The organism is Streptococcus sp. C150, assembly GCF_000187445.1.
In the GTDB taxonomy this organism is placed as follows: Bacteria; Bacillota; Bacilli; order Lactobacillales; family Streptococcaceae; genus Streptococcus; species Streptococcus raffinosi.
Genome location: NZ_GL698449.1, coordinates 742785 through 756106 on the forward strand (window position 1 = coordinate 742785; position 13322 = coordinate 756106).

The following is a 13322-nucleotide window of genomic DNA, read 5'->3' on the forward strand; positions in this document are numbered from 1 at the left end:
AGCCCATTACTTTTCTTGTCATGTTTACTGGCTTAGTTTTTCGCTTTACCTCTGTGTTTACCACTTAGTCCAAAGATAGTAAGTAACATACCAAGGCCAAGGAGACCAGCATGTGAGCTCTTGTCACCTGTTGTAGGAAGAACTTCGCCTTGAGCTGAAGCTTCGGTTACTTTTTCTGTTTCTTTAAGGGCATCATTTGTTGTTGACACAAAGAAGACTTTACCGTTTGGTGTCGTTACTACTTTAGAAACCACAGGTTTAGTTGTTGTTAGTTCTTTAGCAACATCCGATGGAGTAACTGGACTTAATGGATTAAGCGTAGGTTGCTCTGCTTCATCTTTCTTAGTCAATGCAGCATAATTAGCGCTTGAAATTGAAATGGTACGTGAATTTGGATTAATGACAGCATATTTAGAAAGGTCTGCAGTTGCCAAATAATCAGCAAAGATAGAATCCATTGAAGGCCCTTCTTCACGTGGCCCACCTAGCATTGTGTAGCCATCACCACCGGCAGCCAAGAAATCATTGGTTACAAGATAGTAGGTTTCAGTTTTGTCGAGAGGTTTGTAGGCTTTAGTTTCTGGATCTAAAATGTCAATAGAAAGGATACGTTTTTCTGTAGGAAGTGTAGTGTCATAATAAACACGAGCTCCTGCTACTTGAAGGAAACCACCTGAAGGTTCAAGTAAAGGTTGACCATTTTCATCAAGAACATTTTTACCACTTTCATCAACTTGAAGAATAGAACCAAGAGACTTGACGAACATATCATAGATGTTTTGACCAGTAACCTGAATTTGAGCAACAGAGTTACCAAATGGCAGAACAGCAATAATATCGCCCTTTGTCACAGGTTTATCTTTGGCAATCGTTTCACGAAGACCACCGCCGTTAGTCACTGCAAGATTAGATTTGTGGCTAAAACCAGATTGACCGTAATCCAAGAGAGCATCTGCGACAACATTACCAAGATTGGTTTCACGAACACGGACATCCATTCGGTCACCACTCAGTTTGACAGGGCTGTTTTCAATAACAACTTTTGACGAATCAGCTTTGTATTTATCTTGGATATCATCAAGCATTGCTTTAATCTTAGGGTTAACTTGATAATTCTTCTTGGCTTCGTCATGTGTAATCACTCCATGTGACAAAATACGGTCAGAATTATAGACAACACGGCCGACATTATTAAGGTAGCTACCTGTTTGATTGTAAGTGACGTTATCGCCGTAAGTTGCTGTATGAAGGGTGTGTGAGTGCCCATCGAGAACAAGTACACGTTTACCCTTAAGTGGTGCATAATTTGAAAGTGCTTCCGCCAAAGTTGAACCACGCCACTCAACAGGAGTTGTTGTATCAATACCTAAGTGAGCAAGAACAATGTAAGTTTTGTAATCCTTACCTTCGGCACGAGCATTTGATTCGACTTGATCAATAACAGCTTCGACTTCTGAAATAGGATCTTTAAAAGTCACACCAACAATGTTTCGAGGGTGTGTTTTAGTGGCTGTTTCAGGGGTAGTGACACCAATAACAACGACTTCATCACCATCAACACCAGGTGTTTTATCAACGATTGTAGATGGTTGGAAAAGACGAACACCATTGACATAGACGTTAGATGTGATGATTGGGAAATTAATCTGTTTGCTCAAACGGCGCAATTGGTCAAGTCCAAAGTCAAATTCATGGTTACCAACGGTCATAGCGTCATAGCCGACCGCATTCATGACTGTAGCCATATCCTCACCCTTAGAACTATTTGAAATAGGAAGACCTTGGAAAGAGTCTCCAGAATCAAAGACAAGTGTTGTTCCTTTTGAGCGATAATCATTGACGATGCCAGACAAGAGCGCATCACCAATAACACCATTTCGGTCATCCTCCACCATACGACCATGGACATCGTTGGTGTGAAGGACTGTGACCGTATCATTATTAGTACTTGTGCTAGCATTTGTCACTGTTTCTGTTGCTGGTGTAGCAGCTGCAGTTGATGTCGCTGTTTCACTTGCACTAGGAACTGCTGATACACTAGGTTCACTTGTTGGAGTTGCAAGTGTCGATGTTGCGCTAACAAGTGGAGCGGCAGACTCACTTGATGCAGTTGAGTCTGCTGTCGATGCTGCATTTGTAGTGGCTGGTGTAGCTACTACTTCTGTGCTTGGAGTTGTAGCATTTGCATTCGTTTCTACCTCGTCAGCTTGGACAGCATTTGCCAAGATTGCAGTTGAGACGAGTAAGGTTGAGAGAGTCGTTGCAACGACAGTTTTCTTCTTCATTCCAAAATACCTTTCTGATGTTAAATCGTTTTTATTATACCACATATTATAAGATTAGAATTAAATATTTTTCACTATTTGATTAGAAATTCAATCGTTATGTCTCAATAATTAGTAAGTTGCCAAGCGTTTTTCAAGATGATTTTGAAGCAATTCCAATGTGAAGCTCAAGGTCCAATAAATGAAGGCAATCAGGATATACATAGACATGTAGTCATACTCACGACCCCCGATAATCTTAGCATTTTGGAAAATGTCTGGTACTGTAATCATAGCAGCCAATGAAGAACTTTTAACCATATCTATGATGACATTTCCAAGTGGTGCTACTGCAATACGCATGGCCTGAGGTAAGATGATGTGACGAATAATAGACTTCTTTGGCAGTCCCAAGGAGCGAGCAGCTTCCCATTGTCCCTTATCTACAGCAGAAATAGATGAACGGAGAATCTCAGCCATATAGGCAGCACTTACACTGGAGAAACCGATAAAGGCACAAAGCAGAGCGGGCAACTGGACACCAACATGGGGACACCACGCATGATGGAAATGTAAATCCGGGCAGGGTATCTTAACCATGACTTTTGCGACATCCGCATAAAGGCAAGGAGAATCGCAAATAAGTTCCCAACGATAAAACTCAAAATGGAAATTCCTAAAGTGTAGGGCAATCCTGATAGAACGTAGGGAATACTTTTAAAAATCAGCTGAAAATCAATAATCATAAGTCTATCTTTCTAAACATTTCTTTAGCAAATAAGCGACCCTAATGGATCGCTTATATTATTCGACATCAGAGATATCAATATTAGTGTAGTTTACTTTAGTTTTCTTTGTAACATCTTGACCAGCAAAGAATTTCTTTGAAATCTTGGTAAGAGTACCGTCTTTTTTCATGTCTTTAATGGCTTTATTAACTTTTTCTTGAAGGACTTTATTCTTCAAAGAGAAAGTAAAGCTAGTTGAATATGGGTTACTGTAAATGCCATCGTTGATTTTTACAGGGTATTTATCTTTAACCGCAGCTACGGCCATCTTTTGCAAGTAGTAATCGTTGACAATAACGTCTGTACGACCATTTACCAAGTCTTGCATGTAAACATCGTTAGTAACATTGTCATAAACAACGAGTTCAGCCCCCATCTTCTTAGCAATCTTCATGTATTTGGTACTTGCGGCACCAGCTGCTTTTTTACCTTTGAGATCTTTCCATGAAGAGATGCCTGAGTTATCAGAGTCACGGACTACCATTGAAGTAAAGGAATACTTGTATGGTTCAGAACGCAAGAATTTTTTAACGTTCTTATTGTCATCTTCAAGTGAGTAGTTGGCAATGTCTACTTGACCACTATTTACAGCTGTAAGCATTCCGTCTACACCCATTTCAGTGAAATCAATCTTCAACTTGAGGCGTTTTCCAACTTCCTTAAGAATCTCAACATCGTAACCAGTCAAATTATTCTTGTCATCATGGTAAGTTTGTGGGTAGAGGGTTCCTGCAGTCGCAACCTTGATAGTCCCACGTTTTTCAATCTTTTCCCAGTTCTTCTCGCCTGAACTTTGTGACGAACAAGCGACCAAAAAGACCGCAGCCAATGCTAGGCTAATAACGGCGAAAAATTTCTTTTTCATCTATATCTTTCTCCTTAAAAATAAAAATTGAGGTAAGTTAAAAACTTATAATACAAGCCTACACTATTTGAAAGGGTTTTACAAAAAATTGAACTGAGAAAAAATTTTCTAACTAAAAATCGAAGCTTCTTCCATTTCTTGAGCAATTTGTACCAAAAGGTCTTCACGTCCCTTGGCAGCCGTCAGTTGAACGCCAAGCGCAAGTCCTTGCTCATCACGATAAACAGGCAAAGAAATTGAAGGTTGTCCGGTCAGGTTAGCCTGTTGCGTGAAAGGCGTCCAATCTAGACTATCCGCAAACATGTCCCAGATAAGCTCCTGTTGCTTTTCCCACTTGTAATCAGCTATGTGCTTAAGTTTCGTATTCAAGCTTTCTGAAAGAGCAAACTGCCCATGCTTAGGTGCCACATCCGCAACTGTAGGAGTCAGAAGAATATCGTAAGACTCATGAAAATTCGCCATCTGATGGCTATACTGGTCCCACTGAGCGAGGACTTGGGAGTAAACTTTAGCTGGAATCTTTTGTCCAGATTGAAAAATAGCCCAAGTCATCAATTCCATATCATCAAGCGTCATCTGACGGCCCAGAGCAGCTTCAATGCCATCGAACATGGCAGCCGTCTCAACGCTATTCATAACGTAATAAGACTGCATGGCCTCAATACCATTTAAGGGCTGTTCCGTCAATTCGTGGACTTGGTGTCCTAGCTTTTCCAGTGCTCTAACAGCTTTTTTAGTTGCCTTTATAGCAGATTCTGAAACCTTACCACCAATTGGAGAGACTGTCGAGAATGCAATTTTCAAAGGCTTAATTGGCTGGTCTAAAGCTTGCTTGCTTAGCTTGGGTAAGATAAATGGACTTTCCATCTGACAAGTCTGCATGTGGTAAAGCAACCGTTTAGTATCTTGAACAGTCTTTGTCAAAGCAAATTGGACAGAAGCTCCCTGCCATCCACGGAAAGAGTCAGGACCGACAGGAATACGTCCTCTAGTTGGCTTAAGACCGATGAGGCCGTTAAAGGAGGCTGGAATACGGATAGAGCCTCCACCATCACTAGCTGGAGCCAAAGGCGAAATGCCTGAATTTACAAGTGCAGCTGCACCACCACTCGACCCCCCAGCATTGCGTGTTACATCATCAGGAAGATTGACAGAACCATGAATCTTGGCATCACTAATATTTTTGAAACCAAACTCAGGCGTATTGGTACGCCCCAAGATGAGAAAGCCAAGGTCCTCCAGTTTCTTAACATAGTTATCCGTTTCCTTAGGTCGAAAGTCTGTAAATAAGCGAGAACCTGCAGTCGAAGGTTCACCAGCCTGATCTTGACCTAGGTCCTTGAGAAAAATTGGAACCCCAGCAAAAGGTTTATCTGAAAAACTTTTTGTATCCGCTTCTACCAAAGCTTTCTCATAGCGTTGACTGACGATAGCATTAATTTTGGGATTCGTCATCTCTGCTTCACGGATAGTGGTCTCTACTAATTCACGAGGACTGACTGTCTTATTTCGTACTGCTTCAGCCATTGCTGTCGCATCCGACCATTCATTTATTAACATCGCATACTCTCCCTACAGGTAATCTGTAATCAATTATACTAAAAAAAGCGAAACGCCTGAAACGTTCCGCCTGAAATCTGGGAATTAGTCTTGCCAAGTTTCTTGATTTTCTTTAAATTTTCTCAAAAGATTGAGTCCGTCTGCAGTGATGTATCCTTGAACCTTAGCAACTTTAATCAACTCACTGTAGTTTGAAAGAGTAACTAATTTAACACCGGCATCCGCAAAGTTTTTCTCAGCTTTTGGCAATTCGTAAGTAAAGATAGCCACAACACCGATAACATCAGCCCCTTCACGCTCTGCAGCTGCTACAGCATCAAGGACAGAGCCACCAGTTGAAATCAAATCTTCAACAACAACCATCTTTTCGCCCTTAACCACACGACCTTCGATTTGGTTACCAGCACCGTGATCTTTTGGTTTGCTACGAATATAGGCAAATGGAAGGTTCATCTTGTCAGCGATGATAGCACCGTGAGGAATACCAGCAGTTGCAGTACCAGCAATCACTTCTACTTCTGGAAATTCTTCCTTAATCTTTTCCACAAAACCATTTTCAATCAAGGTACGTGTTTCAGGGTAAGACAAGGTAATACGGTTATCCGTATAGATTGGTGATTTAATACCAGACGCCCATGTAAATGGCTCTTCAGGTTTAAGGTAAACCGCTTTGATATCTAGCAAGTCTGAAGCGATTTGTGATGCTAATGTCATAATTATTATCCTCCGTAAAGCGTTTTCTACTCTTTATTATAACCTAATTCAATCTATTTTCCTATGAAATAAGGTCTTTTTGAAAATTTATTGACCGTTCCATTGGGCCTTGATGTCGTGATAAGCTGCCACTGGATCATCAGCTTGCGTAATTGGACGACCAACAACAATGTAATCTGAACCAATTTGGCGAGCATCGGCAGGTGTCATAACACGTTTTTGGTCACCAACCGCTGCTCCTGCTGGGCGAATACCAGGTGTCAAACAAACGAAATCTTCATTTGTTGCTTCTTTGATTTTGGCGACTTCGTGTGCTGAGCAAACAACACCATCAAGACCTGCTTCAGCCGTCTTCTTAGCATAATGAATCACTGATTCTTGAAGTGTCGTTTGGATATTTTGGAAATCACGCATTTGTTCCTCAGAGGTAGAGGTCAACTGTGTCACTGCAATCAAGATTGGACCATCTCCCAAACCTTCACGCGCAGCCTTCATCATTTCCACACCACCAGCCGCATGCACATTAGTCATATCAACGCCAAGATTAGACAAAACACGCATGGCTGATTTGACAGTATTTGGAATATCGTGCAGCTTAAGGTCAAGGAAAACACTATGGCCAAGCTCTTTAACATAGCGAACAATCTCTGGACCAGCCGCATAGTAAAGTTCCATACCAATCTTCACATAGAGCTTTTCATCAGCAGGAAACTTAGCAAGGAATGCCTTGACATCCTCAAAAGTAGGGAAATCAAGGGCAATAACAGGACGATTTTCTCTCATTTCTTATATCCTTTCACACAAAAAACCTCCGCCAGTCAGCGAAGGTTGCACGAAAACAGGGCAGTCCCTACCCTTTAGTGATGCCGTAGCATCTCAGTACACCTTTCTCGCCTCTCTGGACTCGATTAAAGGTTCAGTTTAATTTGTTCTATTATAGCGCTTTTATATGGGATTGTCAAACGGGGATGAAAGTAATTATACCTTTGTTAAATTCCTTAAAAATGCTATTTATCTTCTATTTCCCCAACAAGTCTGTTCGAACTTCTTTACGTAAGTCTTCGAGTGTTGTGATGCCATACTTGTCCATGACTTCAGGGAGTCGGTCAATGATTTTAGGGCAGGCATATGGATCTGCGAAGTTGGCTGTTCCGACACCGATGGCTGAGGCACCAGCGATAAACATTTCGATAGCCGCTTCGGCACTGTCGACGCCACCCATACCGATGATTGGAAGGTCTGATGCTAGAGCAACTTGACGGATGAGTTTAAGGGCTACTGGGAAGACAGCTGGCCCTGACATGCCACCTTGACCGTTGGCAATAATTGGTTTGCGAGTAGCCAAGTCATAGCGTGTACCGACCAAGGTGTTAATCATGGTAAAACCAGTCGCACCGGCATCTTCGACTGCTTTGGCGACACTCGTGATGTCAGCCACACTCGGTGTCAGTTTGACATAGACGGGCACATCAGAGTGAGAGACACTGGCTTTTACTGCCGCATAGGCAAGCTCTGGGACTTGTCCGATGAGGAGTCCGTTATTCCCATGGTCCACGTTTGGACAGGAGATATTGAGCTCGATAGCCTTGACGTTGCTGGCTTTGGAAATCTTGTGAGAGACTTCTGCATATTCTTCGTTTGAAAATCCAGCTACATTTGCAATGATGGGAAGCTCTGGATAATGCTCCTGCAACCAAGGGAGTTTTTCAGACAAGACAGCATCTACACCTGGATTTTGCAGTCCAATGGCATTAAGCATGCCTGATGGTGTCTCTGCCACACGGGGCGTTGGGTTACCAAAACGAGGGTTAGCAGTCGTTGCCTTAATCATGATGGACCCAAGTTTGTCCAAATCATAATACTTGGCATACTCTTGACCAAAACCAAAGCAACCTGAGGCTGGGATAATAGGATTTTTCAAGTCGAGCCCTGGAAGGCTAATAGCTAAACGATTTTCCGATTTAATCTCTGACATGGTAACCTCCTAGACGATGACTTTTCCGGTTGGGAAGACTGGCCCTTCCTCGCAAACACGAAGATTTTTGGCATCTGATTCTCCTTTTACGTGGACCACACAGGCATAGCAAGCACCCATACCACAAGCCATACGAGCTTCCATAGAAACATAGGCATGAGGATGATTTTCAAACTTGCTATCGACATATTTAAGCATACCTGGCGCTCCGCAACTGTAAACGGCATCTGGAGTCCAGTCGAAACCATCAATAACCGTCGAAACGTAACCCTTGATACCGTATGAACCGTCATCGGTTGTCACATAGACATCACCGCAAGCTTTGAGCTTGTCCTCCAAGATGACGGCATCCTTATTAGCAAAACCAATCACAGACACGACTTCTACACCCTTAGCCTTCAACTGTTTAGCCGTCTCAACCAAAGGTGGCACACCAATACCACCACCAACAAGGAGGGCTTTCTGCCCAACATCGACAACGGAAATATCAAAACCATTTCCCTGAGGCCCCATGGTATCAATTGTTTGACCAGCTACCATCTTAGACAGAATGGCTGTCCCCTCACGTTCCACACGATAGACAATAGTCGCCTCTTTCTTGTCGTAGTCAATCTCTGAGATAGAAATCGGACGACGAAGGAGCTTACTTGGGTCTGGCACCTTGAGGTGGACGAACTGTCCAATCTGCATATCCGCAACCATCTCTCCCTTAAGCACCATCTCGAAAATACGAGGTGCAATCTCACGCTGACTCACAATGGTTAAATCTTCAACTAAAATCATGACAACCCTTTCTAAACTGTAAAATGTCATCAAAAAAACCTCGCCACATGGCAAGGTCGCACAAAAAATCACAGGAGAACCCTGCTGTTTCAAACTGTCCGACCTTTTAAGTCTCTCTGGACTCATTTAAAGGTTATTTTGTGATAATTATAACCGTTTTCATAACAGATGTCAAAGGAGAAAAGAAAAAACCAAAGCTTATAAAATTAAGCTAAGGTCTCTCTAATCTATGCTTAGGGCATTTGTTTGATAAGTGCTCTATCATCTCATAGGGAACATAAATTGTCAACATTCCTGACAAGAGGTGCTAGAGTTCTTGAACAAGAGCCATAAAAAACATTATTTAAACAATCTGTCGTAAACCATGGTATGAGCTAACTGCTGACCATCGCCACCCAGCAAATCAACCAAGGAATAGGCAAATGCCAATGCTGTGCCAGCACCACGGCTAGTGATGATATTGCCATCAACAACTACCAAGTCCGTTTGATGCTCACCAGCTGTAATTTGTTCCTCTACACCTGGAAAACAAGTGAATTTACGACCTTCAAGCAAGCCTGCACGGTTCAAAACAATCGGTGCGGCACAGATAGCAGCAATATATTTTCCTACTTTATTTCTTGCTTGGAGAGAGGCAATCAAGCCTTCGTGATCACGCAAGTTAGTGGAACCAGGCATGCCTCCAGGGAGAACCACCAAATCATACGCATCAAGATTACCGTCAAATACGCCATCCATGGCTACTTGAATCCCATGTGAACCCGTTACTGACGAACTTTCAAGTCCAATCATGCTACAGTCAAATCCTGCTCGACGGAAGACATCCACTGGGCTCAAGGCTTCAATTTCTTCAAAGCCTTCTGCAAATACTACTGCTACTTTTGTCATGATATACCTCCAATTTAGTTATCACTAGCTTATATTTCACCTTAAATTATAGCAGTTTTAAAAGCAGGAAACAAACCATAACAATACGCTTAAATAAGGAAAAAAGACAGCACAAGGACTGTCTTTGTCATTTTATCTAAACAAACTTGCTAGGATCCACAAGAGATAAATATGGGTTGGGTAGAAAATATAGAAGAACTTCTTATTACCACTACCACGTTCACCATTGTAGAAATACATAGGAATTGCCGCAAAAACCATCATCCACTGAACGCCTGTCGGGTCAAAAAGATGGGCAATCACTGAAATAACAACCAAGACAATGATTTGAGCCATGCGATTGGTACGGAAAATATAGAAGAGCAAACCAAGGATAACCATAACAAAGCCACCCTCAACCATGATAACGCTTGGAACCAGTGACAAGAGAAAAGCCACACTATGGGCCACAAATGGATTTCCATTAGGTGTTTCAAAAATCCCTCCTAGTACAGCAACTGGAATCGCTGAAAGGATTGGCAAGAGAAAGACACCCATTCCCTGAATCAATTCCCTATAAGACTTGTCACGAAGGCCCTTAAACAATAAATCCCAAGAGTAAATAAAAATCCCAGTAATAAAGAAAGTTGAGAAGGCATTATTGGTTAAACCGATACTACCATTATGAAAAATACTACCAATGATGGCGTTGCCAATGATCATAAACCAACTCATGTAAAGCAACCGCCTGAGAAAAGCCATACGATCGTGTGTATAGTGAAAACTATCAGCAGCAAGAAAGAGGAAAATCGGGAAAGCCAGGCGTCCCAACATCGTCAACCATATAGGTGCCCCCATACTCCCGAACATCTGATAGATTTGGTCCAAAAACATAAGTGCAACAGCTAGGTATTTTAAATTAGTCGCATTGCTAATCTTTTTAATATCGTTCATTTAATGCTCCTTTAATTTTCAGCATATTAAATGATACCATAAGTTAGAAGTAAATTCAAAGGTATATATGATGAAATTTGATATTAATTTTAGCTGTTACAGTCCTACAATTTTTCATGATAATTTATACGTCATTAAAATAATTAGTTTTAATACGTCTCCCTCCCCAAGCATTTCTACTCCCTTTATGCTATAATGGTTAGGCAATATTTACGCTCATAACGTATTCAAATTGTTTAAAAATATCTAACTAAGCTAATAAGCTCTGCAAATTTTCGAAATAACTTTTTTGGAGAGCAGAGCGAGCAATTAACCGAGACTTTCCGCCGTGTTAAAAGCGCCTGAAACCTTTTAGTTTCAGGCGCTCGGAATTTTTGAGAGTAAAACAGTTCGGGGAACTGTTTTAGCCTGAGCCTAAAAATGAAAAAGCGAAGGGGCTCAAAAACAATTGAACACGGGCTGCGAATTGTGTCAAAAAGACAAGTTCACCTAGAATCTAAAGATTCTGCGTCAAACTTCCTATTTTGACTTTATCCGCAGACGCCCTTTGTATCTTAATTAGTCATGGAACTTTGTAAAAGTTCGCTGACGTCCGCCAACACCTAAGGAAAGTCTCACAAAGTATTTTATTTTTAAAATAAAACAATTATTATCACTAAAAAGAAAGGAAGTACATCATGTCTTTTGACGGCTTTTTTCTTCATCATATGACAGCTGAGCTACGTGAGCAGGTGCTTTACGGGCGTATCCAGAAAGTTAATCAGCCTTTTGAGCGTGAGTTGGTCCTAACCATTCGTAACAATCGTCAGAATTACAAGCTTCTGCTTTCGGCTCACCCTGTCTTTGGTCGTATTCAGACCACCAAGGCCGAGCTACCAAATCCACAGAATCCAAATACCTATACCATGATTATGAGGAAATACCTTCAGGGAGCAGTTATCGAGGATATCCAGCAGCTAGAAAATGACCGTGTTCTGGAGATTTCCGTATCAAACAAAAACGAAATCGGTGACAGCGTCAAGGTTACTCTGGTCATGGAAATCATGGGGAAACACTCCAACATTATCCTGATTGATAAAAACGAGAGCAAAATCATCGAGTCTATCAAGCATGTTGGTTTCTCCCAAAATAGTTACCGTACTATTCTGCCAGGATCAACCTACATCGCACCGCCTAAGACAGACGCTAAGAATCCTTTCGACCTTCCAGATGAAAAGCTCTTTGAAATCTTGCAGACGGAGGATTTGTCGGCTAGAAACCTTCAAAAACTTTTCCAAGGTTTGGGGCGTGACACGGCCAATGAAGTATCAGCTTTACTTGAGACAGATAAGCTCAAGAATTTCCGTGCCTTCTTCAATCGTGAAGTAGAGCCAAACTTAACGGCAAGAGCATTTTCAGCTGTAAGATTCTCTGATAGTCAGTACCAACCTGAGTTTGAAACCTTGTCTGCCCTTTTGGACTACTACTATTTGGACAAGGCGGCGCGTGATCGTGTGGCTCAACAAGCTAGTGATTTGATCCACCGTGTGCAAAATGAACTGGAAAAAAACAAGAAGAAACTTGTTAAACAGGAAAAAGAGCTTGCGGCGACTGAAAATGCTGAGGAGTTCCGTCAAAAAGGGGAACTGTTGACCACCTACCTCAGCATGGTGCCAAATGACAAGGATAGTGTCGAGCTGGACAACTACTACACTGGTGAAAAGATTACTATTCCTCTAAATGTGGCTCTGACTCCTAACCAAAATGCGCAACGTTACTTCAAGAAATACCAGAAACTCAAGGAAGCTGTTAAGCACTTGACTGGATTGATTGAGGAAACCAAGCAGACCATTGATTATTTGGAAAGTGTCGAATTCAGCCTTTCTCAAGCCAATATGGATGAAATCGGAGATATTCGTGAGGAGCTTGTTCAAGCTGGCTTTATGAAGCGTCGTTCAACTGACAAGCGCCAGAAACGCAAGAAACCTGAACAATATCTGGCTTCTGATGGCAAGACCATTATCATGGTTGGTCGTAACAACCTGCAAAATGAAGAGTTGACCTTCAAGATGGCTAAAAAGGGTGAGCTCTGGTTCCACGCCAAGGATATTCCTGGTAGTCACGTGGTCATCAAGGATAATCTTAACCCAACTGACGAGGTCAAAACGGATGCAGCTGAATTGGCTGCCTACTACTCTAAGGCTCGTCTGTCAAACTTGGTTCAAGTGGATATGATTGATGTAAAGAAGCTTAATAAACCAACGGCCGGTAAACCTGGATTTGTAACTTATACTGGACAAAAGACCTTACGTGTCACACCGACTGAAGAAAAAATTGATAGCATGCGGATGAAGTAAATTGTTCGTCTCACTACCACCAGTTCAACTATCTGGTGGTTTTTTATTATTCTTGTCTCAAGAGCAAGAAGTTGCTTAAACATTACTTCATAAAAAGGAGTGAGACAGAATCAATCATTCTATCTCACTCCTATTGGTTTGCAGTCACACATTAAGGACATTTTTGTGATTTATGAGTGACAAATATTTATTTCAAGGCATTGCCTTAAGGTGACA

The 13322-nt window shown here is 41.7% G+C and carries 10 protein-coding genes and 1 pseudogene; 1 reads left to right on the forward strand and 10 read right to left on the reverse strand.

Features of this window, described 5'->3' with window-relative positions; translation table 11 throughout:
• Positions 1 to 32 precede the first annotated feature (32 nt).
• The 10 genes and pseudogenes from nt5e to HMPREF0848_RS03515 all read right to left on the reverse strand — a co-directional run bounded on the left by nt5e (position 33) and on the right by HMPREF0848_RS03515 (position 10770).
• On the reverse strand, positions 33 to 2285 hold the full coding sequence (gene nt5e, locus HMPREF0848_RS03470; protein WP_008534663.1) for a cell surface ecto-5'-nucleotidase Nt5e: 2253 nt from the start codon (positions 2283 to 2285) through the stop codon (positions 33 to 35).
• 111 nt (positions 2286 to 2396) lie between these two features.
• Positions 2397 to 3010, reverse strand: a pseudogene (locus HMPREF0848_RS03475) (amino acid ABC transporter permease).
• A gap of 58 nt (positions 3011 to 3068) precedes the next feature.
• Positions 3069 to 3917 (reverse strand): transporter substrate-binding domain-containing protein, encoded by an 849-nt coding sequence (locus HMPREF0848_RS03480; protein ID WP_008534665.1) that lies wholly within the window; start codon positions 3915 to 3917, stop codon positions 3069 to 3071.
• Between the two features lie 108 nt (positions 3918 to 4025).
• Positions 4026 to 5477, reverse strand: a complete 1452-nt coding sequence (locus HMPREF0848_RS03485) for an amidase (protein WP_008534666.1) — start codon at positions 5475 to 5477, stop codon at positions 4026 to 4028.
• An 84-nt stretch (positions 5478 to 5561) separates the two neighbouring features.
• Complete coding sequence (gene pyrE / locus HMPREF0848_RS03490) at positions 5562 to 6191, reverse strand: orotate phosphoribosyltransferase (RefSeq protein ID WP_002888403.1); 630 nt, start codon at positions 6189 to 6191, stop codon at positions 5562 to 5564.
• Between the two features lie 87 nt (positions 6192 to 6278).
• Positions 6279 to 6974, reverse strand: coding sequence for an orotidine-5'-phosphate decarboxylase (pyrF, locus tag HMPREF0848_RS03495; RefSeq protein ID WP_008534667.1), 696 nt, complete (start codon positions 6972 to 6974; stop codon positions 6279 to 6281).
• 235 nt (positions 6975 to 7209) lie between these two features.
• Positions 7210 to 8166, reverse strand: coding sequence for a dihydroorotate dehydrogenase (locus HMPREF0848_RS03500; protein WP_008534668.1), 957 nt, complete (start codon positions 8164 to 8166; stop codon positions 7210 to 7212).
• Between the two features lie 9 nt (positions 8167 to 8175).
• Positions 8176 to 8949 (reverse strand): dihydroorotate dehydrogenase electron transfer subunit, encoded by a 774-nt coding sequence (locus HMPREF0848_RS03505; RefSeq protein ID WP_037608877.1) that lies wholly within the window; start codon positions 8947 to 8949, stop codon positions 8176 to 8178.
• Between the two features lie 339 nt (positions 8950 to 9288).
• Complete coding sequence (locus tag HMPREF0848_RS03510) at positions 9289 to 9837, reverse strand: DJ-1 family glyoxalase III (protein WP_008534670.1); 549 nt, start codon at positions 9835 to 9837, stop codon at positions 9289 to 9291.
• Between the two features lie 132 nt (positions 9838 to 9969).
• On the reverse strand, positions 9970 to 10770 hold the full coding sequence (locus HMPREF0848_RS03515) for a TraX family protein (protein WP_008534671.1): 801 nt from the start codon (positions 10768 to 10770) through the stop codon (positions 9970 to 9972).
• 677 nt (positions 10771 to 11447) lie between these two features.
• Here HMPREF0848_RS03515 and HMPREF0848_RS03520 point away from each other — a divergent pair.
• The gene (locus HMPREF0848_RS03520; RefSeq protein WP_008534673.1) at positions 11448 to 13106 is read left to right on the forward strand and encodes an Rqc2 family fibronectin-binding protein; all 1659 of its coding nucleotides are present in this window, start codon (positions 11448 to 11450) and stop codon (positions 13104 to 13106) included.
• Positions 13107 to 13322: the final 216 nt, after the last annotated feature.